The organism is Neptunicoccus sediminis (genome assembly GCF_001719615.1).
Taxonomy (GTDB): Bacteria; Pseudomonadota; Alphaproteobacteria; order Rhodobacterales; family Rhodobacteraceae; genus Amylibacter; species Amylibacter sediminis.
In genome coordinates, this window is sequence record NZ_MDVX01000001.1 from 460,426 (window position 1) to 486,816 (window position 26,391).

The 26,391-nt window shown below is 57.8% G+C and carries 20 protein-coding genes; 13 read left to right on the plus strand and 7 right to left on the minus strand.

The genetic code is table 11. The annotated features are described in order from the left end of the window. Window positions 1-240 precede the first annotated feature (240 nt). Window positions 241-2,448, plus strand: a complete 2,208-nt coding sequence (locus BFV97_RS02155; RefSeq protein WP_069298662.1) for a transglycosylase domain-containing protein — start codon at window positions 241-243, stop codon at window positions 2,446-2,448. 136 nt (window positions 2,449-2,584) lie between these two features. On the opposite strand, the gene BFV97_RS02160 is transcribed toward BFV97_RS02155, so the two are convergent. Both BFV97_RS02160 and BFV97_RS02165 read right to left on the minus strand, forming a co-directional pair. Continuing rightward, window positions 2,585-3,184 carry an MlaC/ttg2D family ABC transporter substrate-binding protein gene (locus BFV97_RS02160; RefSeq protein ID WP_069298663.1) on the minus strand — a complete coding sequence of 200 codons (600 nt, stop codon included), beginning with the start codon at window positions 3,182-3,184 and terminating at the stop codon, window positions 2,585-2,587. After that, window positions 3,174-3,896: an MlaA family lipoprotein gene (locus BFV97_RS02165; RefSeq protein ID WP_157888254.1), complete on the minus strand. Its 723-nt coding sequence runs from the start codon at window positions 3,894-3,896 to the stop codon at window positions 3,174-3,176. The genes BFV97_RS02160 and BFV97_RS02165 overlap by 11 nt, the downstream gene beginning before the upstream one ends. A 269-nt stretch (window positions 3,897-4,165) precedes the next feature. Here BFV97_RS02165 and BFV97_RS02170 point away from each other — a divergent pair, with 269 nt between their 5' ends. The 8 genes from BFV97_RS02170 (at window position 4,166) to BFV97_RS18690 (ending at window position 14,807) form a co-directional block, all read left to right on the plus strand. Then, window positions 4,166-5,908, plus strand: a complete 1,743-nt coding sequence (locus BFV97_RS02170; protein ID WP_083225461.1) for a type I secretion system permease/ATPase — start codon at window positions 4,166-4,168, stop codon at window positions 5,906-5,908. Then, window positions 5,905-7,254 (plus strand): HlyD family type I secretion periplasmic adaptor subunit, encoded by a 1,350-nt coding sequence (locus tag BFV97_RS02175; protein WP_083225462.1) that lies wholly within the window; start codon window positions 5,905-5,907, stop codon window positions 7,252-7,254. The genes BFV97_RS02170 and BFV97_RS02175 overlap by 4 nt, the downstream gene beginning before the upstream one ends. 112 nt (window positions 7,255-7,366) lie before the next feature. After that, window positions 7,367-7,831 carry a RidA family protein gene (locus BFV97_RS02180; protein ID WP_069298665.1) on the plus strand — a complete coding sequence of 155 codons (465 nt, stop codon included), beginning with the start codon at window positions 7,367-7,369 and terminating at the stop codon, window positions 7,829-7,831. Further along, window positions 7,831-8,577, plus strand: coding sequence for a glycerophosphodiester phosphodiesterase family protein (locus BFV97_RS02185; protein ID WP_069298666.1), 747 nt, complete (start codon window positions 7,831-7,833; stop codon window positions 8,575-8,577). Before BFV97_RS02180 ends, BFV97_RS02185 begins: the two co-directional genes overlap by 1 nt. Window positions 8,578-8,610: 33 nt before the next feature. Next, window positions 8,611-9,825: a GNAT family N-acetyltransferase gene (locus BFV97_RS02190; RefSeq protein ID WP_069298667.1), complete on the plus strand. Its 1,215-nt coding sequence runs from the start codon at window positions 8,611-8,613 to the stop codon at window positions 9,823-9,825. Further along, the gene (locus tag BFV97_RS02195) at window positions 9,818-10,108 is read left to right on the plus strand and encodes a 4a-hydroxytetrahydrobiopterin dehydratase (RefSeq protein WP_069298668.1); all 291 of its coding nucleotides are present in this window, start codon (window positions 9,818-9,820) and stop codon (window positions 10,106-10,108) included. Before BFV97_RS02190 ends, BFV97_RS02195 begins: the two co-directional genes overlap by 8 nt. Window positions 10,109-10,123: 15 nt before the next feature. Further along, on the plus strand, window positions 10,124-10,918 hold the full coding sequence (locus BFV97_RS02200; RefSeq protein ID WP_069298669.1) for a mechanosensitive ion channel family protein: 795 nt from the start codon (window positions 10,124-10,126) through the stop codon (window positions 10,916-10,918). A 550-nt stretch (window positions 10,919-11,468) separates the two neighbouring features. Then, window positions 11,469-14,807 carry a peptidoglycan-binding protein gene (locus BFV97_RS18690; protein ID WP_245667530.1) on the plus strand — a complete coding sequence of 1,113 codons (3,339 nt, stop codon included), beginning with the start codon at window positions 11,469-11,471 and terminating at the stop codon, window positions 14,805-14,807. Window positions 14,808-15,043: 236 nt separating this feature from the next. Here the strand turns inward: BFV97_RS18690 and BFV97_RS02210 are convergent, their stop codons facing one another. Further along, complete coding sequence (locus tag BFV97_RS02210; protein ID WP_069298671.1) at window positions 15,044-15,532, minus strand: peroxiredoxin; 489 nt, start codon at window positions 15,530-15,532, stop codon at window positions 15,044-15,046. Between the two features lie 85 nt (window positions 15,533-15,617). Here BFV97_RS02210 and BFV97_RS02215 point away from each other — a divergent pair, with 85 nt between their 5' ends. Together BFV97_RS02215 and rsmD are read left to right on the plus strand one after the other, a co-directional pair. Next, window positions 15,618-16,826: an NAD(P)/FAD-dependent oxidoreductase gene (locus BFV97_RS02215; protein ID WP_069298672.1), complete on the plus strand. Its 1,209-nt coding sequence runs from the start codon at window positions 15,618-15,620 to the stop codon at window positions 16,824-16,826. Continuing rightward, window positions 16,823-17,392, plus strand: a complete 570-nt coding sequence (gene rsmD, locus BFV97_RS02220) for a 16S rRNA (guanine(966)-N(2))-methyltransferase RsmD (protein WP_069298673.1) — start codon at window positions 16,823-16,825, stop codon at window positions 17,390-17,392. Before BFV97_RS02215 ends, rsmD begins: the two co-directional genes overlap by 4 nt. On the opposite strand, the gene BFV97_RS02225 is transcribed toward rsmD, so the two are convergent. Then, window positions 17,389-17,898: a winged helix DNA-binding protein gene (locus tag BFV97_RS02225; protein ID WP_069298674.1), complete on the minus strand. Its 510-nt coding sequence runs from the start codon at window positions 17,896-17,898 to the stop codon at window positions 17,389-17,391. The two genes, rsmD and BFV97_RS02225, sit on opposite strands and share 4 nt — an antisense overlap. 91 nt (window positions 17,899-17,989) lie before the next feature. Between BFV97_RS02225 and BFV97_RS02230 the strand changes: the two genes are divergently transcribed. Then, the gene (locus BFV97_RS02230; RefSeq protein ID WP_069298675.1) at window positions 17,990-21,586 is read left to right on the plus strand and encodes a hydantoinase B/oxoprolinase family protein; all 3,597 of its coding nucleotides are present in this window, start codon (window positions 17,990-17,992) and stop codon (window positions 21,584-21,586) included. A gap of 338 nt (window positions 21,587-21,924) precedes the next feature. Then, entirely contained in the window at window positions 21,925-23,475 is a 1,551-nt protein-coding gene (locus BFV97_RS02235; protein ID WP_069298676.1) for a DUF4331 domain-containing protein, read from the plus strand. Window positions 23,476-23,801: 326 nt separating this feature from the next. On the opposite strand, the gene BFV97_RS02240 is transcribed toward BFV97_RS02235, so the two are convergent. The 3 genes from BFV97_RS02240 to BFV97_RS02250 are packed head-to-tail and all read right to left on the minus strand — an operon-like array spanning window position 23,802 to window position 26,301. Next, the gene (locus BFV97_RS02240; RefSeq protein WP_069298677.1) at window positions 23,802-24,824 is read right to left on the minus strand and encodes a LacI family DNA-binding transcriptional regulator; all 1,023 of its coding nucleotides are present in this window, start codon (window positions 24,822-24,824) and stop codon (window positions 23,802-23,804) included. A 45-nt stretch (window positions 24,825-24,869) separates the two neighbouring features. Further along, window positions 24,870-25,634, minus strand: a complete 765-nt coding sequence (locus tag BFV97_RS02245) for an SDR family NAD(P)-dependent oxidoreductase (protein ID WP_069298678.1) — start codon at window positions 25,632-25,634, stop codon at window positions 24,870-24,872. Between the two features lie 10 nt (window positions 25,635-25,644). Beyond that, on the minus strand, window positions 25,645-26,301 hold the full coding sequence (locus BFV97_RS02250; protein ID WP_069298679.1) for a hypothetical protein: 657 nt from the start codon (window positions 26,299-26,301) through the stop codon (window positions 25,645-25,647). Between the last annotated feature and the right edge of the window lie 90 nt (window positions 26,302-26,391).

Here is a 26,391-nt window from a genome sequence, read left to right on the forward strand (position 1 = left end):
TTTGCCAACCGGATTGCCCGGCCGTTGAAACAAAAAAGGCGGTTGCGGTGGATCGAGACAAGTTTGGCCGGTTTCTGCAGTGCAGAAAAAGCGAAACTTGCCTAAAATTTAACCGTGACACAGGGTCTGACCGAAATTTAGGCGAAAAAGAATCTGGATAAGGGGGGCTCTAAGCCCTCCACAAACCTGCCCATCCGCACTATCTTGCAGGGAACGACCTAAAAACAGGCACGAGCGGTTATGGCTGATAATGGAAAACGGCGGCCCCTTGCGGCGCCCAAACGGAATTACAATTCTGCAAAGGCAAAGCCGCGCAAGGCATCCGGGGCAAGCTCTGGGCTGCTCAAGGGTCTGATGCCGTCCTTCCGCAAGTCAAAACCCAAAGGCAAATCCCCGCGCAAGAAGCCGACCGGAAACATCTTCACACGGGCTGTGAAATGGGTTGTTGGGGGCATTTTGCGGATCATCTGGTGGATTACCTTCCGCGTGGCGGTGGTGCTTGGGATCATCGTTGGCACGACCACGATGTATTACTACGCAAAGCTGCCGGATGCGACGGCGCTGATGGACGACCGGCAAAAAGGGTCGGTGACGCTGGAAGATGACACCGGCACGGTCTTTGCATGGCGCGGTGATCAGTTCGGCGGGCTGGTGCATGCCAAATCCGTTGCGCCGCAACTGCGCAATGCGGTGATCGCCACCGAGGACAAGCGGTTCTACAGCCACTTTGGTCTGTCGCCGCGCGGGATTCTGGGGGCCATCCGCACAAATATGCGCGAAGGGCGTCACCCTTTGAAGGGGCACGGCGGCTCTACCATCACGCAACAGGTGGCCAAACGGGTGTTTTTCTCGGAACTCGGCTCGATCGAGCGCAAGTTGAAAGAAGTCCCCATGTCGCTGGCAATGGAGATCAAATACACCAAAGACGAGATCATGACGATTTATCTGAACCGCGCGTATCTCGGGGCGGGCAGCCACGGTTTCGAGGCCGCCAGCCAGCGCTATTTCAGCAAATCCGCCGCCGAGGTGAGCGTGCCGGAAGCCGCGATGCTGGCAGGGTTGCTTAAGGCGCCTTCGGCCAATGCGCCGACCCGCAATATCGGTCGGGCGCAGGACCGTGCGGATCTGATTATCGACCTGATGAAGGATCAGGGGTATCTGACCGATCAGGAAGCAGCACAGGCCCATGCAAATCCGGCACAACTGTCCGAAGTGGCCAAGGCACGGGCCGGCGGCTATTTCGCAGACTGGATCATGGAGAGCGGGCCGGAATTTATCCTTAAGGACAGCACCGAAGATCTGGTAATCCGCACCACCTTTGACAAAAGGGTGCAAAAGGCAGCAGAGGACGCGCTGACCAATGTGTTTGAAACCAAGGTCCGTGAAGGCTCCAAGGCGCAGGCGGCGATTGTTGTGCTGTCGCCGGACGGGGCGGTGCGGGCCATTGTCGGCGGCAAAAAATCCGGCAACGCAGGAGAATTCAACCGCGCAACACAGGCGATCCGGCAGACCGGCTCTTCGTTCAAGCCGTTTGTCTATGCCACAGCGCTACAGGATGGTTGGCGTTGGGATACCCGCGTTGTGGATGAACGCTTTACGATCAACGTGCCCGGTTCAGGGCCGTATACGCCAAAGAACTACACCAAGAACCACCTTGGAGAAATTTCACTGACAACGGCTCTGTCCAAGTCGATCAACACTGTGGCGGTGAAAGTCGCCGTTGCGGTCGGGCTGGAACGGGTGCGCGAAACCGCCCGCGGTTTTGGTATCCAGAACGAACTGTCCAACGGTCCGGCGATGGCGCTGGGCGCTTCGGAATCGACTTTGCTGGAAATGACGGGGGCCTATGCGGGTATTCTCAATCAGGGCGTCGCGGTGGAACCCTACGGGATTGAGGAACTGACCCTTCAGGGTGATACCAAACCGCTGTTCGTGAAAACAGACGAAGACCCCAAGCAGGTGATTTCGCCCAAGGCCGCGCGCCAGTTGATCTATATGATGAATCAGGTTGTCGAGAACGGAACCGGTGGACGGTCCCGCATAGAAGGGGTTGAGAACGCGGGCAAAACCGGTACCACCCAAGGGGCGCGGGATGCGTGGTATATCGGGTTCAACTCCGATTATGTGATCGGCGTCTGGATGGGCTACGATGACAACTCCAAGCTGACCGGCGTGACAGGGGGGGGGCTGCCCGCAGAGATCTGGCGCGAAACAATGATCCGCGTGCTTGACGGGCACGTGCCAGCGCCGTTGCCAATGGATGTGCCTGCGAAACAGCCAACAGCCCCGCAAGTGGCACAAGACAACAACCAGAACAAGCAGCGCAGAGGAAACGACACCCTGCGGGATCTGGCGGAACAGATCGAAAGAGACGTGAAGCGGCTCGATAAGGAGGCTGAGAACGTGCTTAAGAAAGTGATAACGGGTATCTTCGGCGGCAGGAATTAGGACCGGCGCCCGCGATAAACGGCGGCAGGGCTGCGGTTGTCAGAGTAGGCGGCGCGGCATCACCCCATAAAAAAACGGCACCGGATGTGGATCCGGTGCCGTTTGTCGTTTCAGGCCCGAAAGGGCCAGCGCCCGATTAGGACGCTGTTTTCAGATGGGCGATCAGTTTGTTGATGTCGCCACCGCGCCGGTCCAGCATAGACCCGATTTCTTCCCGCTCCAACCGCAGCATGGAAATGCCTTCGATGATGATGTCGAACATCTTGTCACGACCGGAAGCGTCGGACACCTGCCATTCAACGACGAACGGTTTCTTACCTTTGAAGGTTACATCGCTGCTGACAAGGTAGCCGCGTTTGGTTTGACGCGCGCCTCTGACCTCAATTTTGGCTCCGATAAATTCACGGAAACGCTTGCCGTACTTGCGAGACACATAGCCCTGAAACGCTTTGGTATAAGCGCGCATCTGGGCGGGGGTTGCGCTGCGCCGTGCAACGCCCAGCGAAGAACTGGCGATGGTTGGAACGTCCGCGTATTTTGAGAAAATTTTCTCAAAGTCGCGATACATTGCGCCCTCGGACTTGCCCGAGTTGATCGTGCGGAAAATGTCATTGGTCAGAGCGCCAATCAGCTTTTCGGCTTGCGCTTGGGACAGGGCCGCGGCAGGGCCGGCCAGAAACAGGCCGACGATCAAACCGAGAAGGCTGCGACGGGAGAGTAGGGATTTAATTCGCATAAGGATCCTCCAGATCGTCTAGATTTACGGTGCCGCCGATGTCAAATCTGCGGTTTTGCAGGTAGATGGAACGCGCCGTGGCGTAGCTGTCTTCGGATTCATACAGCACACCGCTGATTGCATCGTCATACTCGTTACGGTCGCCAAGCTTGTCCACAACATAGAGAGGGTAAGTCACTTTCTGCGCGCTTGCAGGCAGGAAGCTGCCGAGCGGATCAAGCAGGTAGTCCACGACAATCCCATAGGCTTCCCGTTCGGTACGCGGCCCGAAAACCGGCACTTCAAGGTAGCGCCCCTCAGGGATACCGTAGACCGCAAGTGTCTTGCCAAAGTCCGTGTCCACGTCTTCTTCCATACCCGCAACGGTTGCAAAATCGAACAGGCCACCGAGACCAAACACGGTGTTGGTGGCAAAACGGATCGTATTGATCACCACGTCCTCAAAGTTCAACTGCAAGGTGCTGTTCACAATTTCACCTGGAATCGCGAGATGGTTCGCAAGGTTGTTAATCGCCTTATCCGCACGCACGGGAACAGCCTTGCCATAACCGCGGGCAACAGGGGCGACCAGATTGCGGTCGAGCGCTTTGTTGAAGGCATGAACCTTGCGGTTTTCGGCTTCATCCGGATCAAAGATCTCCTGATCCGGCGGCCCTGCCGTACAGGCTGTCAGGGCAACAGCGCCAATCAGGGGAAGGAGGCTGTGGGGCATACGGATTTTCATATCTAATTTGTCAACAAGTTAAGGATCATTCAGTCGAGTGGGTCTTGTAAGGGCATCCCTCCGGACTGTCGACCAAAGGCGTGTAAAATCGGCGTGTTTGTGCTTTTTGAGCACTTAGTCTATAAACTTCATGTGTCAATTGGCACATATTTACATCAAACATTTGAGAGCGATCACTGCTTTGATGTTTTTTTTGATTTCAAGTCGTCTATAAGTCTTTCGATAATTGATTGGCTTATAAAGATTGGGAATTAACGATGGCCGGCGAAAAAATGCACTATCCTGTCGGGCTGGCGGAATTGCGCGATGTGCGCAGCCGCAGTCGTGGCCTGTTCCTGTCCGTTGGATTCTTCAGTATTTTCGTAAACCTGCTCATGCTGACGGGTCCGTTGTTCATGTTGCAGGTCTATGACCGTGTGCTTGGCAGCCGGTCCGAGGCAACGCTGGTCGCGCTGTCGGTGCTGGTGGCATTGCTTTATATCCTCTTTGGTGTGCTGGACTGGGCGCGGGGCCGTGTTCTGGCCCGTGCCGGTGCGCAATTCCAGTCCGATCTGGACGAACGTGTGTTCAAGGCGCTGCTCAAGGTGCCGTCCCAGCCGGGACGGGGCGACAAAATCCAAAGCGGCCTGCGTGATCTGGAATCGGTGCAGAAACTGATGACCTCTCCGGCACTGTTCGCCATTTGCGACATGCCTTGGACCCCGATTTTTGCCTGCGCCATTTTCATGTTCCACCCGATGCTCGGCTATCTTGCGCTGGCGGGCGGGGCGTTGCTGATCGTCACGACGATTATCAACCAGAAGGTGTCCAAGAAGGGCGTGATCGACGCCCAGATCCAAAGCACACGGGCCGACAGTTTTGCCGAAAACGTGCGCGATGACCGTGAAGTGGTGCAAGGGCTGGGGATGCGCGGCGCTGTGATGTCCCGCTGGCGCAAGACGCGGAACAAATCCCTGTCCTCGAACATGCAGTCCAGCGATGTGACTGGCGCGTTTTCCTCTTTTACTAAAGCCTTCCGCCTGTTTCTGCAATCTGCGATGCTGGCGCTGGGTGCCTATCTGGTGCTGCAAAACGAACTGACTCCGGGCGCGATGATTGCGGGTTCCATCCTGATGGGCCGTGCACTGGCGCCAATCGAAATGGCGATCGGTCAGTGGCCTTTGGTGCAGCGGGCCAGCAGCGGCTGGTTCAACTTGTCCAAGCTGCTGGAAATCGTGCCGGATGAAACCCCGCGCACCGCGCTGCCACGGCCCAAAGCGCACCTGACTGCGCAAAACCTGACAGCAGTTCCTCCGGGCGAATCCCAGGCGAGCCTGAAGATGGTCAGCTTTGAGGTGCAGCCGGGCACGGCCCTCGGTGTGATCGGGCCCAGCGCGGCGGGTAAATCCTCGCTCGCGCGGGTGATCTGCGGGATCTGGAAACCGGCCTCGGGGCGGATCCGGCTCGATGGTGCGTCTCTTGATAACTATGATCCGGATGTGCTGGGGCAATACGTCGGCTATCTGCCGCAAACAGTAACGCTGTTTGATGCGACCATCGCGGAAAACATCGCCCGTATGTCGGAAACCCCCGATGCGGCGGCTGTGGTGGCGGCGGCCAAGAAAGCCGGCGCCCATGAGATGATCCTTGAACAACCCGAAGGCTATGACACGCCGATTGGCAACTTTGGCGGGCGACTGTCCGGCGGCCAGCGGCAAAGGCTGGGTCTGGCGCGCGCGCTTTACGGTGATCCGCTTATTCTGGTGCTGGACGAACCGAACTCCAATCTTGATTCGGTCGGCTCCAACGCGCTGAACGATGCAATCCGCACGATGAAAGCCGAAGGCAAATCCGTCATCATCATGGCACACCGTCCTGCGGCGATTGCGGAATGTGAAAACCTGCTGGTTCTAGAAAACGGCATGCGCAAGGCCTTTGGTCCGCGCGACGAAGTGCTGAAAGAACAGGTGCGCAACGTGGCGCAGATTACCGATGCGTTACAAAAAGGACGGGCGTCATGAGCGTGCAGCAATTGTCTATGGCCGGAATGCCCGGTGGCGTAGCGCCCGCACCTGTGCAGTCCCGCTGGTCCGCAAAGAAACCCCTGTTTTTAGGGATGCTTGCGGTTGCGGTGCTGATCGGTGTCCTTGGTATCTGGGGCAGTTTCGCCACGATCTCGGGCGCTGTGATTTCCAGCGGCATGATTCAGGTCGAAAGTCTGCGTCAGGTGGTGCAGCATCCCCAAGGCGGCGTTGTCGGCGAAATTCTGGTGAAAGAGGGCGACCGCGTTGAAGCGGGCGATGTTCTAATCCGCTTTGATGACACGTTGTTGCGCTCTGAACTGGCGACCGTGAACGGCCAGTTGAATGAAATCCTGTCCCGTCGCGCCCGCCTGATTGCGGAACGGGACAATGCCGAGAAGCTGAGCTTTGATCCTGAACTGCTGGAGGTGGCAAAAACCTCTGCGGATGTGCGGGCATTGATCGAGGGACAATCCCGTCTGTTTGAAGCGCGGCGCGAGTCGCTGGATCAACAGGTAGAACAGCTGAACGAACGCAAGCAGCAGATCAAACTGCAAATCCGCGGTGTCGAGGCGCAACTGGCGTCCTCCAAAGAACAGGTTGCATTGATCACCAAAGAGCTGATCGACCAGCAGGGGCTGTTGGAGAAAGGACTGGCGCAGGCCAGCCGTGTGCTGTCACTGGAGCGGGAAGCCGCACGGTTGAAAGGCTCCATCGGAGAGCTTGAAAGCGCGGCAGCACGGGGCGGGGCGCAGATTGTCGAGACGGATATTCAGATCCTGCAACTGCGCAACCAGCGCCGTGAAGAGGCTATTTCCACCCTGCGCGACCTCAGCTATTCGGAAATTGAGATGCTCGAACGCAAGCTGAGCCTGCGCGAGACCCTCAGCCGGATGGACGTCCGTGCGCCGATGTCCGGTGTGATTCACGGTCTGACCGTCCACGCCATCCGCTCTGTGGTGCGTCCTGCGGATGCGATTCTTTACGTTGTGCCCACCGACAGCCCGCTGGTGATCACCACGCGGATTTCGGCAATTAACGTGGATCAGGTGCATGTAGGACAGGACGCGAGCCTGCGGTTCTCTACGTTTGACCAGCGCACAACGCCCGAGATTTTCGGCACCGTGGCCAAAGTCTCTGCCGATGTGTTCCAGGATGATACCACCGGCATGTCCTATTATTCGGCGGAGATCGTTCCGAATGAAGGAGAAATGGAGCGTTTGGGCGATGTGGAATTATTGCCGGGCATGCCTGTAGAAGCGTTTATCAAGACCGAGGAACGTTCTCCGATCAGCTATCTGACCAAACCCTTTACCGATTATTTCAACCGCGCCTTCCGTGAATAATCCGGCCGCGCGGCTGAGTATTTTTGGAACATTGAAGCGCAACGGGCATCTTTCCTGTTGCGGGGGCGTTTCTGTCAGGTAGCTTGGCAGCACCCCTTTATTGGAGATTGAGATGGTTGGAAAAATAGACGCGGTTCTGGCACAGCTTGGCGAAACACTGCCCGAGGCGCCGGCCCCTGCGGCCAATTATGTGCCTTATGTGGTTGTCGGTGACATGGTGTATGTGTCCGGCCAGATTGCCAAAGGCCCTGACGGGCTGATCTGCGGCAAACTGGGCGGCGATCTGGATGTCGCGGCCGGTCAGGAGGCGGCGAAAACCTGTGCCTTGAACCTGATTGCGCAGTTGAAGGCCGCCTGCAATGGCGATCTGGATCGTGTGACCCGCGTGGTAAAACTGGGCGGCTTTGTCAATTGCACGCCCGAGTTTGAAGACCATCCGGCGGTAATCAACGGCGCCTCCGATTTTATGGGCGCGGTTTTCGGAGAGGCCGGCGCCCATGCGCGGGCGGCTGTCGGGACATCTTCTCTGCCATTCAACGTGGCGGTTGAGATCGAAGGCATCTTCCAGATTTCCTGATGCTGGACGCCTTTCTGAAAGCTCCGCTGGCCCATCGCACTTTGCATGATGTACGTGCGGGCCGGCCTGAAAACTCGCTCGCCGGTGCCCATGCTGCGATCGCGGCGGGATACGGGATCGAGATTGATTTGCAACTGTCGTCGGACGGGGTGCCGATGGTGTTCCACGACGACCACCTGCAACGTCTGACCCGCCATTTCGGGGCGCTGCGCGAACACACCGCGCGCGAGTTGGGCGCCATGCGCCTGACCCACGGGGACGAACCGATTCCCACGCTGGAACAGTTTCTGGGCGTGGTCGCGGGGCAGGTGCCTTTGCTGGTGGAGATCAAGGATCAGGATGGCGCGCTCGGGCCAGAGACCGGCGATATGGAGCGGCTGGTCTGCGAGGGTCTGAAATCCTATCGGGGGCCTGTGGCGCTTATGTCCTTTAACCCTCATTCGGTTGCCAAATGCGCAGCGTTTGCGCCCGACATCCCCCGTGGACTGGTGACGGACCCGTTTGACCCAGCAGAGTGGCCTGAGGTGCCGGAAGAGCGTTGCGCAGAGCTTGCCAGTATTCCCGATTACGCAAGGGTTGGCGCCAGTTTCGTGTCCCATCAGGTGAAAGACCTTCACAGCGCGGTGGTGCAGGATCTGATCACACAGGGCGCAACCGTGTTCTGCTGGACCGTCAAATCGGCCGCGCAGGAGCATGAGGCGCGTAAAATTGCGCAGAATATTACCTTTGAGGGGTATCTGGCTTGACCTGTCAGCTTTGGCACCCATGTGGATGCTGATATGGAAAATCAGACACCCCCGAAGAACTCCACAGACCCGGCGCCGGTAGAAATAAGCGTCATTTCGGGTCTCGACCAGATCGCAGCGCAGGATTGGGACAGCTGTGCCAATCCTGACGGGTCCGGCCAACGCCCGTTTGATCCTTTCACCAGCCACAGGTTCCTATCGGCGCTAGAGCAAAGCGGATCGGTGGGCGCTGACAGCGGCTGGATGCCCCGCCATCTTGTCGCCCGCCAGAACGGGCGGCTTGTCGGGGTGATGCCAGCCTATGCCAAGACCCACAGTCAGGGTGAGTATATCTTTGATTACAACTGGGCCCATGCCTATGAAAATGCAGGCGGGGCTTATTATCCCAAACTTCAGTCGGCTGTGCCCTTCACGCCGGTAACGGGACGCCGGTTCCTGACGGCCGCCGGTGAGGATGATCTCGCGATGGGGGCTTTGGTTCAGGGGGCGGTGCAACTGGCCGCGCAGAACGAGCTGTCTTCGTGGCACGTGACCTTTTGCACCGAGTCAGAAGCCCTTGCAGGGGCGCAGATGGGCCTTTTGCGCCGCACCGGACAGCAGTTTCACTGGTATAACGACGGCTACGACGGTTTCGATGACTTTCTCGCCGCGCTCTCGTCGCGCAAGCGCAAGAACATCCGTAAGGAGCGTCGGACTGCGCAGGATTTCGGTGGGACGATCCACAGTTTTACCGGCGATCAGATACTGTCCGAGCACTGGGATGCTTTCTGGATGTTTTATCAAGACACCGGCATGCGCAAATGGGGCACGCCCTATCTGACCCGGGCGTTTTTCGATCTGGCCCATGAACAGTTGCGCGACGACATTCTGCTGGTGATGTGCGAGCGGGAGGGGCGCTGGGTGGCCGGTGCGCTGAACTTCATCGGGCGCGACACGCTTTATGGCCGTTATTGGGGCTGCCTTGAGGATCATCCCTGTCTGCATTTTGAGGTGTGCTATTACCGCGCCATCGACTATGCCATCCAACACGGGCTGGCGCGGGTCGAGGCAGGGGCGCAGGGGCCACACAAACTGGCGCGGGGCTATCTTCCGACGCAGGTCCATTCCCTGCACTGGATCGCTGATCCGGGCTTTAAGGACGCCGTGGCCCGCTATCTGGAGGCAGAGCGGGACGCCATTGACGAAGAGATCGAAGTGATGACGGCCTACGGTCCGTTTCGGAAAGAAAAAGGAGAGTATAATGGCTGAAAAACTACAGAACGACGAACCGCTGGCAGAACTGTTTGACACCGGCTGGACCAAGGATGACACCCGAGAGGCCATCCTCAAAACCTTCAAGTTCAAGAATTTCATCGAGGCGTTCGGCTTTATGACCCGCGCTGCGATCTGGGCCGAGAAATGGAACCACCACCCCGAATGGTTCAATGTGTACAACCGCGTAGACGTGACCCTGACCACACATGATGTGGACGGGCTGTCCGATCTGGATATAAAGCTGGCGCGAAAGATGAATGCCCTCGCTGGCGAATAGGATAGAGGTAGAATTATGGAATGGATTGTAGCTTTGCTGCTGAATGTGCTCTACGCGGCACTTATTCTGGCGGCAGCCATCTGGCTGGGCGGTGTGCTGCAGCGGTACATCGCCGGCTACGCCAAGAAACACGAGAAGATCGACGATATGTTGTTCTCGTTTCTGGGCAGCGTGGCCCGTTATGCGCTGCTCGCCTTTGCTGTCATCTTCGTATTGGCGCGGTTCGGTATCCAGACGGCCTCGCTTGTCGCGGTTATCGGTGCCGCCGGTCTGGCCATCGGTCTGGCGCTACAAGGCACGCTCGCCAATCTGGCGGCCGGTGTCATGCTGGTGGTGTTCCGGCCCTTCAAAATCGGTGATTTCGTAGAAATCGGCGGATTTTCGGGCACCGTTATCGACGTGAGCCTGTTTACAACCGAACTGGCCACAACCGACAATGTGCAGATTATCCTGCCCAACGGAGAGGTGTTTGGCACCGCTATCAAGAACTACTCGTTCCACAGCACGCGCCGCGTGGAACTGGTGCTGGGGGTGTCCTATGACACCGATCTGAAAAAGGCGGAAACCGTGCTCAAGGCACTGGTGGAAGAGGATGAACGCATCCACGACCTGCCGGAGCCTTTTGTCAAAGTAACCAATCTGGGTGACAGTTCGGTCGATTTCACAATCCGCGCCTGGACCGACGCGGCGGATTTCTGGAATGTGAAGTTCGATCTGACACGCAAGGCAAAAGACGCCTTTGACGAAGCGGGGATCGACATTCCTTTCCCCACAAGAACCATCGTTCAGGCCGAAGCCAGCGCGGATTAACCAACGGCTCTTTTTGGGGGAAATATCCCCGCCGGAGGCTGGAAGTGTTTGCATCAGACGCTGACACAAATGCTCTGAGGTGCCAATCGTGCTTTGGTTAAGCGCGGTTGCGTCTCAGGGCAGACCGAATTTTCAATCACGGCCAGGGCCGGTGAACCCGGGAATTTCTACCCTTCAAAGACGGGGAACAGCGACAATATCGCGAAAGTCAAAAGCCCAGTCATATGGTCTGCCATGCCTTGAAGCTTGACTCGAATCGAAGTGTTTAACAGTCTTACAGGTAAGTTTTCTTAATTTTCGCTAAGTCCAGCGAATTCGCTATGTCCGGCACGTTGGGATCCCAACGATCCGTATATGACATGTCAGTGAGTGGACTGAAAAGTACGTAAGATACTGCGCCTCCTTACCTGGTATGTGAGCGATCCGTCTGGGATTGTCCTTCAAACAGGGGGCCTTTTATATGAAATATCTTTTCAACAAATCAATTCGTAAAACCGGCTTGAACAGTCTTTTAATTGCAGCCGTGTCAATTGGCCTTGCGGCGACGCCAATGCAGGCAAACGGACTGCTTGAGAGCATCGTAAAACAGGGGATCGGTCAGATTGTGCAGCAGCAGCGCACGAAACCGGCACCGCAACCCACGCGAAAACCAACCCCTTCACCGACAGTTCAGACGACCGCGAAGTACAGTTCGGGCACAATCCGCGAGGTGCAGACGCTTCTGTCGCAACTGGGCTATGCCAGCGGCGGGGCCGATGGTGTGATGGGGCCGAACACCCGCAGAGCAATCAGGAATTTCCAACGGGATCGGGGAATGCCCCGTTCCGGGCAGGTAGACGACTGGCTGCTAACAGAGCTGAGGCATGCCGCAGGAAGAAACGCCGCTCCGACATTTGGGCAACCAAGCTTTAATTGCGCCCGTGCGGGCAACGCGGCGGAGCACGCGATCTGCAGATCGGCCGAGCTTGCCATGCTCGACCGGCAACTCGCCGCAGCTTTCAAACGGGCACGGTCCGGTGGGGGCGGGAGTATGCTTTTGCAGCGCCAGAACCATTGGATTGAAGCGCGCAACCGCTGTCAGAGCGACGAAAACTGCTTGGCCCAGTCCATGCGTAACCGGCTGGTGGCGCTTGGCGGCGGGGTGGCGGGGACAACCGCGACCGCGTTATCCGGCGCCTATGTGACACCGGTACAAACGGGCGACGCTGCACTTTCCGGGGCGGATGCTTATGACTATCTTCTGACGTCTTATATTCGCGCGAATCCCGAACTAGGCAACTCTGACGGGTTTCTGGGGTGGTTTGCCGGCTGGAACTGTAGTTCCAAGAGCTTTTATCGAAAACAACGGCTTAACCCTTTTGAGATAGAGGATGCGATGGCGGCGGCAAGACAGACTTTTGCCGCGGTTGCGGCCTTGCCTCCACCCGTCCCTCCCCCGATGGTCGAGTTAGAGGTGCAACTGTCGGTCGCAGACTACAATATGACAACGGGTACCTTCCCGATCGCACTTAATGCGCAGGGTACCACTGTCGCGGTCCGGTCATCCGATTACTGTAACACCTTGGGCCGCGCGCAGAGCCCCGCCGATACGGCCCGCTTTCCGCGCAGTTTCGACATTACCGCTGCGGACGGAAGACCTTTTGACGCGAAGATGGTACAACAGCTTATCGGTGATCTGAAATTCTCACGCGGGGAGGCCGAAGCATTTTATGAACAGGGGTTCCCGACAATCGTGGTTAAAATACGTGGCACCGTGACGGAAATCTCGCCGCCGGGACAGTACGACATCGGCATCGCCAAAATCCAACCCGAGAACATCATTGTCCGCACGCACGGCAGCGAAAAATATTCGCGGATTCTTGCGGTTTACGGGCCAAAGGACATCAGGATCCCACAGGCGGAAACAGAACAGGTCGAGCAGGTTCTCCTGCCGTTCCTTGATCCCGCAGCAGTCACCATTGCCTATTTTAAAGCGCACCCCGAGCAACTGAATAACCCCGAGATCGCCTCCGGACTGGCCTATTGGGATGGGAAACAGGGCTGCACAGAAGAAGCCCGCTCCGCGCGTAACCAGTTCGATCAAAGGCGCCTTCTTGACGCCGCGCCAGAACGGGCACGCGAAATGCTCGCTAGTCTGCATTCGCCCGAACGGTTCAGGGTCAGCTACGATGTCACATTGCCGAAATATGATATGGACACGCAGAGCTATGACATTAGCCCCAGACAACGTGATCCGAAAAGACCCGAGCAATTCGTCACCACGCTTAGTAATCCCTATGCCCGCCGGATCAACCACTGCGTAACCAATCGCGGTCAGGTGGCCGTCCAGTCAGGGGTTGCTGTTTTCGTCGATAATGGTGTCATGGATAGGCTTCCGCTTGACGCAGCACGGGCCGAGGCGCTGGTTTCCCGCCAGCAACGGCCCACCGTCACCGTCGAACTTGTGGTCACGCCGCGGGGTTTTAATGACCAAGATTCCCGTTGGTCCCAAATAGAAGTTCAAGTGAACCATGTCATCTTCCGCGATAAGGCTACCGGCGAGATCCTCTATGAACGCGAGGTCGAGGTGCTGGAACGCGGGCAGGCGTCGGTCTGGGACACTGCGCTCAGCCCTGATGTCGCGAATCTTCTGCTGCGCCAACTCCGTCTTGCGCCAGACGCGGCGGACAACGCCGGCTTCTCGGACATTTATGGCGCGGCGACACATTGCAGGGAGTTAAGAGCCGCCGCCGGCAACCCGATCCGCACCGCGCGGTTAAAAAAGCAGGTAGCGGAAAAACTGTCAGCTCTACTGACGGAGACCGCGCCGCAAGAACAGCTTTTTGTTATCGACTTTAGCCAGGAAAGTCTCGGGCAATACAATATCGAAACAGAGCGGTTTCCCTTTACCCCGCACGGCGAATATCTAAGTTTTTATAACAAGGTAGCTTTTATCTCACTGCCAAATTCCTGTTCGGCCTTTGATAGCGAGAAACTTCCGGGGGCCTATCGGCTGACCCTGACCGGTGCTGACGATCTGATCGCGGCGGGGCTGCCGATGGAGATCGAGCAGGCGGAAGAATTCATCGAACGCTACGACGGACGTAAGGATGGCCGCGAGAGAGGCGTTCAGATCAGGGTTCTCGCAACGGTGGACGAATTCCGGACAACACCGGTGCTGGTGCAAAGGAATAAGAAAGCGATGCCAGCCGTGGCCAAATTCGTGGCGATGCGGGTCATCGACCCCAAGGACAACAGCGTGATCTACGAAGCCGGCGTTACGAATGTTTCTCTCCCTGCCGGCGCGGCACAGTCTTCTGCACAAGCTGACCCTGCCGCTGAACAAACGGCACCTTCCACCAAAGGTACGTTTGCCCTACTGACAGTTTCGACCGGAATGGGGCGCGAAGAGATCGAACATGCGCTGGAAGAACAATTGCCCGATGCAACCGCGTCTTGGGACGACCCGAATGTGCTTTCGGTTGAGCAAGGTCCGTGTCTTTTTAAGCCTCTCGACGATCCTGAACTGACGCGGGAAGCCGGTTCAACCTGTTTTATCGCCCGCTTCGCACGGGACGGGGGGGCCGCGTCGGTGATGGTGCGCAACGTCGTGGCGGGGCAAATCTCAGAGCATGTCGAGACCGCGCTGATCAAACGCTTTGGTGCGCCCGCAGACCGAAGGGAATTGCCTGCGGGTGGAGTGTTGCTGGGCTGGGGCGCGCCGCTAACCGCCCCTGCAGCTGAATTGCACCGCGATGTGACCGCAGGGCAGCCGTTGCTGCAACTTGAAGGGCGAATTTACGAGCGGCAAGGCGTGACGGTTGCAATTCTCAGTTTGGACGCCGATCCGGCACCCGCAGTCGCAGATGCGAAACCCGCGCCGGCGCCCGCGCCAGCCATAAAATTCTGACCTGATGTCCTTAGCCGTCCTGCCGCGCATTTGCGGACGTGACAGGCAAGTAAAGCTCTGACTCGGCGCGCTGTTTCAAGATGCGACAGCCCCGAGATTGGTGAATTTTATCGGTTTCAACTGGCCAGTGATCCGCCGGTAAGGTTCGCCACTGACATAGCATGCGATGACTCTGTAAAACGAAAAAAGGCCCCCGCGCCTTGCTGGGGGCCTTTCGCTTGCCGGATCGGGCTGTATCAGAGCGTTTCGAGGATCGCCTCTCCGCCGGATACATCGCATACGCCGGGGTTTTCTTCTTCCTGCAAAGTCACGATCTTACCGTCTTCAACCACCATCGCGTAGCGTTTGGAACGGTTCATCAACCCCACGGGAGCTGCCGAGAAACTGCGGCCCATCGCTTCGGTAAATGATCCGTCGCCGTCAGCCAGGATCTTGATCCCCGCCTCGGTCGCGCCGGTTTGTTCACCCCAGGCTTGCAGAACAAACACGTCATTGACGGAAACGCAGACAACATCGTCCACGCCCTTGGCTTTCAGATCGTCGATCGTGCGAATAAAGCTTGGCAGGTGCGCGGTGGAGCAGGTGCCGGTAAAGGCGCCGGGCAGGGCGAAAACCACCATTTTCTTTCCCTTGCCAAGTTCGTTCAGGTCAACCACCTCGGGTCCGTCCGCGCCCATTTTGGCCAGTTTTGCTTCGGGAAGTGTATCTCCGGGTCCGATAGCCATTGCAGTTTCCTTTCCGTTTCGGTTTATCTTGCGCTTGACTATAGAGCGGTGGCGTCAAGGTGCCAGCACGATTTGGAGATTTGTTATGGGGCATGTGGTAGTAGTGGGTGCAGGGCAGGCAGGCAGTTCCTGTGTGGCCAAACTGCGTAATTCGGGGTTTGAGGGACGCATAACCCTTATCGGTTCCGAGACAGCGCCCCCCTATCAGCGTCCCCCCCTGTCCAAAGCCTATCTGCTGGGCGAAATGGAACTGGACCGGCTTTATCTGCGGCCTCTGTCTTTTTACGAAGACCAGAATATCGATGTGAAACTTGGCGCGACCGTGGACTCTGTCGATCCGGCGGCGAGGACGATTACACTGGATGGCAGTGCATTGGCGTACGACGATCTTGTGCTTGCAACCGGCTCCCATCCACGCCGTCTGCCAGCCAGTGTCGGCGGGGAACTGGACGGGGTTTACGTTGTGCGCACCTTGACGGACGTCGACAGCATGGCACCGGAGTTTGTCGCCGGAAAACGGGTTTTGATCATCGGGGGTGGTTATATCGGGCTAGAGGCTGCGGCGGTGGCGGCCAAGAAGGGTTTGCAGGTCACGCTGGTGGAAATGGCCGATCGCATCCTGCAACGGGTCGCTTGTCCTGAAACATCCGATTTCTTCCGAACCCTGCACCAGTCCCACGGCGTCGAGATTATCGAAGGTGTCGGGCTGGACCGTCTGAAAGGTGAAGGGCGTGTCAGTGGCGCGGTTCTGACGGACGGACGCGAGCTCGACGTGGATTTTGCCATTGTCGGGGTCGGAATTACGCCTGCAACGGAACTGGCGGAAATGGCCGGATGCAGCATTAACAACGGCATCAGCACGGATGCGCAGGGCCGCACCAGTGTTGACGGCATCTGGGCGGCAGGGGATTGCGCGTCTTTTCCCTATCGCGGCGAACGCATCCGGCTGGAAAGCGTCCCGAATGCCATTGATCAGGCGGAGCTGGTGGCCGAGAACATTATGGGGGCTGCAAAGGACTACGTGGCAAAGCCGTGGTTCTGGTCCGATCAGTTTGATGTGAAGCTGCAAATCGCGGGGCTAAATCTGGGCTACGACAGTGTGATCACCCGTGCCGGTGACAAGGCTGGCGATGCTTCCTACTGGTACTACAAAGGCGACGAACTGCTGGCCGTGGATGCCGCAAATGAACCCCGCGCTTTTATGGTGGGCAAGCGTTTGATTGAATCCGGCAAGTCTCCGGCCAAGGAACTGGTGGCAGATACCGGCGTAGAGCTGAAAACCCTGCTGCGATGAGGATTGTTTCGGGCCGGTTCAAAGGCACGGCGCTGACCTCGGTGGGAAAGGGGGATGCAGGGGCGCATCTGCGACCGACTACGGACCGCGTGCGCGAAAGCATCTTTAACCTGTTGGTCAATGGCGGGTATGGCGATCCGGTGCGCGGCGCTCGGGTGTTGGACCTGTTTGCAGGCACCGGTGCGCTGGGGCTGGAGGCGCTGTCCCGTGGTGCGGAGTTCGTGCAATTTGTCGATGACGGCACCAAGGCACAGCGGTTGATCCGCGACAATATCAACCTGTTGCGGGTGCAATCCGAAACGAAGCTCTACCGCCGCGATGCCCGCAAGCTGGGTCCGGTTGAAGCTGCACCGTTTGACCTGCTGTTCCTAGACCCGCCCTATGGCAAGGCGATGGGGCAGAAGGCCCTGTCCGCGGCGCGGGACGGGGGCTGGATCGCGCCCGAGGCGTTGATCGTCTGGGAGGAACACGCCCCGCAGCCGACGCCAGAGGGATTTACGCAGTATGACATGCGCAAATACGGCGACACCTGCGTGCATATTCTGGGGTTGGCAGAGGCGGGTTAATAGGCTGCGGCGGCGCGGGCGGCTTGGTCGTAGTGGCCCGACATCAGGCGTAATAATGCAGCCAGACGGCTGATCTGTTCCGGCTCGATCCCCAAATCCTGTAGCGCGGTCAGCAGCAGCTTTTCGCGGGTCTCGGCGTATTGGCGGCAGGCTTCCGCCCCCGTGTCCGTTGCCTCCACGGTTTTTTCCTTGCCCTGCCGACCGGAGCGCACCAGCCCTGCTTTTGCCAGCTTTTTGATAGCATAATTCACCGTATGGGTGTCTTCGATATTCAGCACCAGACAAATATCGGCCAGTGTTTTGGGCCGCTCGCGGTGGTGGACGGAGTGCAGTACCTGCACCTCTAGTGGTGACAGATCGGGTGTTCCCGCAGCTGCCATCCCCCGCACAGTCCAGCGTTGGAAGGCATTGCTGGCGATGGTCAGGCCGAACTCCAGCTCTGACAGTTCGGGAAAGCTGCCTTGGGCCAGATGGGCAGAGGATACGACGGGGCCGAGGTTGGACATGCGAACACTCTCAAATAACGTTGACAAATTATCAACAAAATGTTGATGTTTTGCAAGTTTGAATTTTGCAGAATCGAAAAGGGGTTTTGGGATGACACAAGGCAAATGGGATTTCTGGATTGATCGCGGCGGCACGTTTACCGATCTGGTGGCACGGGACCCCGAGGGTGTGATCTCTACGCATAAGTTGTTGTCGGAAAACCCCGAAGCCTACCGCGATGCGGCGATTCAGGGCATTCGCGATTTTCTGGGGGTGTCCAAAGGCGGGCGGATTCCCAATGAAAAGATCAACACGGTCAAGATGGGTACAACCGTTGCGACCAACGCCCTGCTGGAACGCAAAGGCGATGCTACGGGTCTGCTGACCACCAAGGGCTTTCGCGATGCGCTGGCCATCGGGGATCAGGGCCGCAAGGATATTTTCGCCCAGAACATCATCAAACCCGAACTGCTTTATACCCAAGTGGAAGAGGTGAACGAGCGTATTCGCGCAGACGGTACAGTTGAAACTGCTGCACAAGATGACGATATTCGCGCCGCCCTGCAAAAGATTTATGACAGCGGCATCCGCGCTGTGGCGATCGTGTTCATGCACGCCTATGCCTATCCCCAGCACGAAGAGCAGGCAGCGAAAATCGCGCGGGATGTCGGCTTTACACAGGTCTCGACCAGCCACGAAGTCTCTCCCTTGATGAAATTTGTCGGGCGCGGTGATACCACTGTGGTAGATGCCTATCTGTCACCAATTCTGCGCCGCTATGTGCAGCAGGTGGCGGATGAACTGGGGCTGGATGAAAACAGCGAAACACGCCTGATGTTCATGATGTCCTCGGGCGGGCTGACGGCGGCGGACCGTTTTCAGGGCAAGGATGCCATCCTGTCCGGCCCTGCGGGTGGCGTTGTCGGCGCGGTTGAAACCTCGCGCCTAGCCGGATTTAACGAAATCATCGGCTTTGATATGGGCGGCACTTCTACAGATGTGTCCCATTACGCGGGCGATCTGGAACGGGCCTTTGATACCGAAGTGGCCGGTGTGCGGATGCGCGCACCGATGATGCGGATTCATACGGTTGCAGCGGGCGGCGGGTCTATCCTGCATTACGAAAACAACCGCTATGTGGTTGGTCCGGACAGCGCAGGCGCGAACCCCGGACCGGCCTGTTACCGCCGTGGCGGGCCGCTGACGGTGACAGACGCCAACGTGATGGTGGGCAAACTGCAGGCGCAGAATTTCCCTGCGATCTTTGGCCCTGATCAGGACCAGCCGCTGGATGTCGAGGCGGTGAAGGCAAAGTTCGAAGCCCTGACCGAAGAAATTGGTGACGGGCGCAGCGCCGAAGAGGTCGCCGCGGGATTTCTTGCGATTGCCGTGGAAAACATGGCCAATGCGATCAAGAAGATTTCGGTGCAGCGCGGCTATGACGTGACCCCCTATGCGCTGACCTGTTTTGGCGGCGCGGGCGGGCAGCATGCCTGTTCGGTGGCGGATGCGCTCGGCATGACGACGGTACATGTGCACCCCCATTCCGGCATTCTCAGCGCCTATGGCATGGGGCTGGCGGATATTCGCAGCACGCGCACGGCATCCATCGTAAAGCCGATGCTGGCGGAAAATCTGGATGCAGTGCAGGCCGAAGCCGAGGCACTGGCCACAGCGACAGAGGCGGAATTGCGCGATCAGGGCGTGGATGCGCCCGAGACGGTGAAGCGGGTCCATCTGCGGTATGACGGGACGGACACGCCCTTGCAGGCGCTGCTCGGAGATGTGGAGTCCATGAAGGCGGAATTCGAGGCCGCCCATAAATCCCAGTTCGGGTTTGTCTATCCTGACAAGCAAATCGTCGTTGAGGCGATTGAGGTGGAAAGTGCTGGCGGCGGGGCCGCGATTGACGAGCCTGCACAGAAAGAAACAGAGACGCACGCCGAGGCGAGCGGCCAGACACGGCTGTTCTCTGGTACCAGCTGGCACGATGCAGGCGTCTATAAGGACCGCGCCGCGCTGACACCCGGACAGGTTATTCCCGGCCCGGCGCTGATTGTGGAGCCACACCAGACCATCGTTGTAGAGCCCGGTTGGGAAGGGCGGATCACCCGCCACGACCATATCGTTCTGAAGCGGGTAGAGGCATTGCCCTCTGCCCATGCCATCGGTACCACCGCCGATCCGGTGATGCTGGAGGTGTTCAACAATCTGTTCATGTCCATTGCCGAACAGATGGGGCTGACCCTGCAAAACACTGCCTATTCGGTGAATATCAAGGAACGGCTCGATTTTTCCTGCGCGGTGTTTGCAGCCGACGGGTCTTTGGTGGCCAATGCGCCTCATATGCCGGTGCATCTGGGGTCTATGGATCGCTCGGTTGAAAGCATCATCAAGCAGAACAAGGGTAAGATCCGCCCCGGCGATGTATTCTGTCTGAACGCGCCCTATAACGGCGGCACGCACCTGCCGGATATCACCACGGTGACACCGGTGTTTGATGACGCGGGCAAGGAGATCCTGTTCTACACAGCCTCGCGCGGGCATCACGCGGATGTGGGCGGCACGGCGCCCGGCTCCATGACGCCACTGGCGACCAATGTGGATGAAGAAGGCGTGCTGTTTGACAATTTCCTGATCGTGGATCAGGGGGAATTCCGCGAAGAAGCCCTGTTGCATCTGCTGACGGATCACAAATACCCTTGTCGCAATCCTTATCAGAACGTGGCCGACCTGAAGGCGCAAATCGCGTCCGAGCAGATGGGCGCGCGGGAATTACGCAAGATGGTGCAGCACTTCGGGCTGGACGTGGTGCAGGCCTATATGAAGCACGTGCAGGACAATGCCGAGGAAAGCGTGCGCCGCGTGATCGACGCGCTGCATGACAGCAGCTTTGAGACCCACACCGATCAGGGGGCGGTGATTAAGGTTGCCATTTCCGTGGACAAGGAAAAGCGCGAGGCCACGGTGGATTTCACCGGAACCTCTCCCCAGCAGGGCACCAACTTTAACGCGCCGGAACCTGTGACCCGTGCGGCAGTGCTTTATGCCTTCCGCGTGATGGTGCAGGGCAATATCCCGATGAACGCGGGCTGTCTGCGCCCTATCAACATCATAATCCCCGATGATTGCATGCTGCGCCCGAAATACCCTGCGGCTGTGGTGGCGGGGAATGTGGAAACCTCGCAAGGGGTGACAAACACGCTGATGGCCGCTTTGGGCGTTATGTCCAACAGTCAGGGCACGATGAACAATCTGACCTTTGGCAATGACACCCACCAGTATTACGAGACGATTTGTTCCGGTGCGCCAGCGGGGAACGGATTTAACGGCACGGATGCGGTGCAGGTGCATATGACCAACAGCCGTATGACCGACCCTGAAATTCTGGAGTTCCGCTTTCCGGTGCATCTGGAGGAATTTGTCATTCGCGAAGGCACCGGCGGCAAGGGAAAATGGCACGGCGGCAACGGCACACGGCGCACCGTGCGCTTCCTTGAAGAAATGGAAATGGCGATCCTGTCGGGCAACCGGCAGAACCGTCCCAAAGGGATCAAGGGCGGTGAAGACGGCTTAAGCGGCAAAACCGAAGTGCGGCGTCAAGACGGCAGCATCGAGATGCTGAACGGCTGTGACCAAACCGTTTTGAAACCGGGTGAGGCCGTCATCGTGACCACACCAACACCGGGTGGATACGGCGCGGCCTAGGCTGATTTCGACAGAAAACCAAAGGGAGAGGCGGCGGATGCTGCCTTTCCCTAAGATTAATTTCAGCAGGCGCGGTTTCCTTTTTATCGCCGTGAGACACGCTGTTTTTATGGCTAAGTAACTGGCACAAAGGGTTTTTGTGATCCTTGCAGCCATCGCTTGGGTTAATAATAACCGTCGCAATTGCGTTTGGTTCACAGGCTCACGGTTACGTGATGGAATAATTTGTGATCCAGAATGGCCCAGCCCCCGTAACCCTTCTACGCGGTTGACGTAAGGTTATCTCGTCACCCCGTCGCCTTTCCACTTCCGGAGAGGCGCTTATTGGGAGGGTACTTATGAAAATGAAACGATATTTCTTGGCCAGAGGGCTGGCCGCATCGGCACTGGCCTTGTCCGTGGGAATGGTTGCGCATGGCGCATCACACCGCGAAGCGCCAATGATCACAAAAATGCCCAAGGTGGACGCAACAGATTTTTATATGTTCCGCTCTTATGAAAGAGGCCGGAAGGATTATGTCACCTTCATTGCAAACTACCAACCGCTACAGGCCCCCTATGGTGGTCCCAACTATTTCACTATGGATGAAAATGCGGTTTATGAAATCCACATCGACAATGACGGCGATGCCAAGGAAGACCTGAGCTTTCAGTTCCGCTTTAGCAATACGTTGGTGAAGAATGGCCGTCACATCCGCGTGCCCGTCGGGGATAAAAAGCTGGCGGTGCCCCTGCGCGCTGTGGGTCCGGTCTCTGCGGCCAATACTGCAAATCTGGGCGAGCACGAAACCTATACCCTGACTATGAAGCGGGGGCACCGGTCCCGTGGCAAAAGCAAATCCCTGCGCTCTGCTTCGGGGATGACAGAGTTCACCAAGCCGCTCGACAATGTGGGGAACAAGACGATCCCCGATTACGATGCCTATGCGAACAGCTACATCTATGACTTCAAAATTCCGGGTTGCAAGAAAGACGGTCGCGTTTTTGCCGGACAACGGGCCGAAGCCTTTGCTGTCAATTTGGGTGAGATTTTCGATCTCGTGAACCTTGTGCCACTGGATGGAGAATCCTTCCCCGGTGGTATTATGCAATCGCGTGAAAACGATGATCTGGTTGGAAAGGCAAATGTGACCTCGTTGGCGATTGAAGTTCCGACGCAATGTATCACCAAAGACGACGAGCCGGTGATCGGCGCATGGACCACGGCCAGCGTTTACGGTCCGACAACCAAAGGCACCCCTGCGAAAATGCAGCAGGTGTCCCGTCTGTCCAACCCGCTGGTGAATGAAGTTGTCATCGGTCTGCCGGATAAGGATAAATTCAACGGCTCCAAGCCAAAACATGACAAACAGTTCGCGAAATATGTGACCAACCCGACACTGCCATTCCTGCTGGACGCCCTGTTCCGCGATGCGGTCGGTGCAGAAGGTGACATCGCGCCGTCGAACTTTCCCCGTCAGGATCTGGTGACAGCCTTCCTGACCGGCTTTCCGGGATTTAATCAGCCCGCTGGTGTGGTCGGATCCGAGATGATGCGCCTGAATACAGCCGTAGACCCGACATGGCGGAACCGCCAGCACCCTTACGGTGTGGTTGCCGAAGATCTGGCCGGCTTCCCGAATGGTCGTCGTCCCGGTGATGATGTGGTGGATATTGCGCTGCGTGTGATGATGGGTGCTTTGTGCCATCCGGTGCCGCTGGGTGCGGAATTGGGTGTTGAAGGTGCGGTCGAGGACGAAGAGAGCGATCTGATCAATCTGGGCCTGTGTGATCCCGAAGATGCGCCGGTTGGCAATGCGCCGTTCACCGATGGTGCGCCGATCAGTGCAGCCGAATTGCAGAATGTGTTCCCATACCTGAACACACCACTGGCCGGTTCTCCGAACTGATCCGGTGTTGAGGCGCCCTGTTTAGGGTCTGAAATAACAAAGCGCTCCGTTGTATTCGGGGCGCTTCTTTTGTATGTGGAATCGTTGAGTTTGAGGTTGGGATTACCAAGGTGTTTGATTTTATGGGTAAAAATGTATGACCCTGCAAATATGAAGCGTCATATATGAAGCGTGTAGTAAGACGCGTGTTGTATGAAGCTTCTTATATGAAGCTTCATGATTAAGGTTTTGGAAAGGTTTAAGGGTTTCTCCAGTTAACGGGACGCCGGAAGACTAATCACCCGCCTATCGCTGGTACTTTCGGAAATAGGCTTGGAGCCATTGCGCTAACCCGCCCATCCCTTCGGTGCAGGGGCCGATCCGCGCACGATCAGGGGGCCGGCGATCTTGATATTCGCGACCGGAGCTTCGCCAGTGGCAATCGCATTCATCAAAACTTTAACGGTTTCCTCCACCATCCGGCCGGTGCGCTGGCGTACGGTTGTCAGGCTGTAACCGGCCCAGACCGCTGGCGGCACATCGTCGTAACCGACAAGGATGACATCGCCCGGAACAGTCAGGTGCAGTTCGCTGCGCAGCACGTCCATTACAGTGAAAGCCATGTGATCATTGGCCACAAAAACAGCATCCGGATGGCGCGGCGTTGAAAACATGGCGAGCGCGGCGGCGCGGGTCTCTTGCGTGTTGAAATTCCCAACAGTGCGGCTGGAAACCTCCCGTCCGGCGGCGTTCAAACCGTCAAGGAAACCGGCCTCGCGATCCCGCTGTGTTGATGCGCCTTCAAACCCTGCAATATACCCGATCCGTTCGGGGTGGTGGGCTGCAAGAAACCGCGCGATCTCTTTGCCGCCTGCGTAATTGTCGGCCGTGACGCTGGTCAGGTTCTCGCCAGCCTGCGAGCGGTTGAAAAACACCAGCGGAATGCCCTCGTCCCGACAGCGCCCCGCCAGATCGGATGACAGCGGCACAGAGGCGGCCACAATGGCATCCACTTGATAATCCAGCATTTCGTCCACCACCCGTTCAATGTCTTTCGTGGTGTCCGACGCCATGAAAACCATAACGTGATAGCCTTCTTCCTTCAGCGCATTGGACAACTTTTGCAGGGCGACTGGGTAGAAATAATTGTCAAGATAGGCCACCACTAACCCGACAATACGCGAGCGCCCCGTGATCAGCGAGCGCGCCAGAACATTGGGCCGGTAGCCGAGTTCTTTTGCCGCCTTTCGGACTTTGTCGATGGTTTTCTGGCTTGCCGAAGCGCCTTTTGTAAACACGCGGCTGACGGCAGATTGGGACACGCCTGCGCGTTTTGCAACGTCGAGGGATGTAATCTTGTCGTTTGGCATGCGCTTGCCCTTTTTATGAGTATTTCGGGAACATTGAAGAGAGGGTCAGTCTGCGGTCCACCCCCCGTCGATCAGTAGGGAACTGCCGGTGATCAGGGCGGCGGCGTCCGAGGCGAGGAAGACTGTGGCGCCCATGATGTCCTCTACCTCTCCGATGCGCCCGAGTTTGATCTTGTCTTCGATCCAGGCCACCAGTTCGGGGCGTTTGAAGGTTTGTTCTGTCAGCGGGGTGCGGATGAAGGTGGGGCAGATGGTGTTGACGCGGATTCCATGTGGGCCCCATTCGATCGCTTGGGCCTTGGTGTAGCCTTCGACCGCATGTTTGGAGCCGCAATAAACCGCCCGTTCCTGTCCGCCCACGTGGGCCATTTGCGACGAAATCTGGATAATGGAGCCGGGTTTGCCGGCTGCGATCAATCCTTTTGCGACAGCTTGCGCCAGAAAATAGGCGCCCTTTGCGTTGAGGTCGGTCATCGCGTCGAAATCGGCTTCGGTTGTCTCGAGCGCCGGCGCGTGGCGCGCAAATCCGGCGGAATTAACCAGAATGTCAAAGGGGCCGCTTTGTGCCACATGCGCCTGTGTCGCCGCCACATCCGCCACGTCCAGCGCCAGAGTGTCCACCTGCCAGCCTTCGCTGCGCATCTTATGCGCTGCATCTTCCATCCGCGCGGTTTTTCGCGCCGCAAGGGTGACATGCGCCCCGTGTTCTGCCAAGGCCACCGCGCAGCCCAAGCCGATGCCGGATGTGCCTCCGGTCACAAGGGCGCGTTTTCCGTCCAATCTGAAACTCGGGGTGCGGGGCAGGGTCATGGTCTGGTCCTTATGGTTCGTCTGTGTCTCGCCGCCAGCGCTTGGGCAGCGGGGGGTAGGTGATGCCGCGGAAGGGCGGAAAGTCGGCGTATCTCTTTTGGCGCTGGGCCTTTGGTTCGGCAGGCTCCGCACCGCTGGCCAGCAGCCTGCCTTTCGGCGCGATGTAGCTGAGTATCCGTCCTTGAGGATTTTCCCGCCAGGTCAGGTTCAGCGCGGCGAGTTTCGGGAAGAAGTATTGTTCGTGATAATTCAGGTGATCGTGAATCCAATAGGCCAGATCATGCCAGTCGCGGCCTTGATCGTATTGGTCGGCAAACCACGGAATGACGATGGTTGCGCACGCACCCCTGTTGCCGTGGCGGTCCGTCCGCTCCCAGATCCGCGCGGCACCGTTGGCGTCATTGCGGGCGCAGTTCAGTTTGTGGTCGTTGCCAAATTTGTTCAGAACCGCAGAGCGGTAGCCCGAGCGGATCGCAATCGGCCCGAAGGTTTCGACCAGCGGATCCAGCAGGGTTTGCGCCAGCGCCTTGCCCGCTGCAACCACCGCGTCGGGATTTTCCGGTATGTTGGGGATGCCGTAAAAGGCGCTGATCTCGGAATGCATGAAATCGCGCAAGAAGAAATAGCGCGACAGGCGGGTGCGCCCCAGCGTTTCAAGAGACCACATGGATTTCGGGGTCTGTCGCACGGTTTCTCCTCTCTCGCGCACCAGAGACCCTCCACTGACTGCCGGCGGCGCGACTGTTGTGCCAAGCCT

Bases quoted from the DNA above. Each gene is read 5' to 3' on its own strand.
- BFV97_RS02230 (WP_069298675.1), top strand. From the start codon at position 17,990: ATGACACAAGGCAAATGGGATTTCTGGATTGATCGCGGCGGCACGTTT.
- BFV97_RS02160 (WP_069298663.1), bottom strand. From the start codon at position 3,184: ATGCGAATTAAATCCCTACTCTCCCGTCGCAGCCTTCTCGGTTTGATC.
- BFV97_RS02210 (WP_069298671.1), bottom strand. From the start codon at position 15,532: ATGGCTATCGGACCCGGAGATACACTTCCCGAAGCAAAACTGGCCAAA.
- BFV97_RS02180 (WP_069298665.1), top strand. From the start codon at position 7,367: ATGGTTGGAAAAATAGACGCGGTTCTGGCACAGCTTGGCGAAACACTG.
- BFV97_RS02240 (WP_069298677.1), bottom strand. From the start codon at position 24,824: ATGCCAAACGACAAGATTACATCCCTCGACGTTGCAAAACGCGCAGGC.
- BFV97_RS18690 (WP_245667530.1), top strand. From the start codon at position 11,469: ATGCAGGCAAACGGACTGCTTGAGAGCATCGTAAAACAGGGGATCGGT.
- rsmD (WP_069298673.1), top strand. From the start codon at position 16,823: ATGAGGATTGTTTCGGGCCGGTTCAAAGGCACGGCGCTGACCTCGGTG.
- BFV97_RS02225 (WP_069298674.1), bottom strand. From the start codon at position 17,898: ATGTCCAACCTCGGCCCCGTCGTATCCTCTGCCCATCTGGCCCAAGGC.
- BFV97_RS02235 (WP_069298676.1), top strand. From the start codon at position 21,925: ATGAAAATGAAACGATATTTCTTGGCCAGAGGGCTGGCCGCATCGGCA.
- BFV97_RS02200 (WP_069298669.1), top strand. From the start codon at position 10,124: ATGGAATGGATTGTAGCTTTGCTGCTGAATGTGCTCTACGCGGCACTT.
- BFV97_RS02165 (WP_157888254.1), bottom strand. From the start codon at position 3,896: ATGCCCCACAGCCTCCTTCCCCTGATTGGCGCTGTTGCCCTGACAGCC.
- BFV97_RS02250 (WP_069298679.1), bottom strand. From the start codon at position 26,301: ATGTGGTCTCTTGAAACGCTGGGGCGCACCCGCCTGTCGCGCTATTTC.
- BFV97_RS02215 (WP_069298672.1), top strand. From the start codon at position 15,618: ATGGGGCATGTGGTAGTAGTGGGTGCAGGGCAGGCAGGCAGTTCCTGT.
- BFV97_RS02190 (WP_069298667.1), top strand. From the start codon at position 8,611: ATGGAAAATCAGACACCCCCGAAGAACTCCACAGACCCGGCGCCGGTA.
- BFV97_RS02185 (WP_069298666.1), top strand. From the start codon at position 7,831: ATGCTGGACGCCTTTCTGAAAGCTCCGCTGGCCCATCGCACTTTGCAT.
- BFV97_RS02170 (WP_083225461.1), top strand. From the start codon at position 4,166: ATGGCCGGCGAAAAAATGCACTATCCTGTCGGGCTGGCGGAATTGCGC.
- BFV97_RS02195 (WP_069298668.1), top strand. From the start codon at position 9,818: ATGGCTGAAAAACTACAGAACGACGAACCGCTGGCAGAACTGTTTGAC.
- BFV97_RS02175 (WP_083225462.1), top strand. From the start codon at position 5,905: ATGAGCGTGCAGCAATTGTCTATGGCCGGAATGCCCGGTGGCGTAGCG.
- BFV97_RS02155 (WP_069298662.1), top strand. From the start codon at position 241: ATGGCTGATAATGGAAAACGGCGGCCCCTTGCGGCGCCCAAACGGAAT.
- BFV97_RS02245 (WP_069298678.1), bottom strand. From the start codon at position 25,634: ATGACCCTGCCCCGCACCCCGAGTTTCAGATTGGACGGAAAACGCGCC.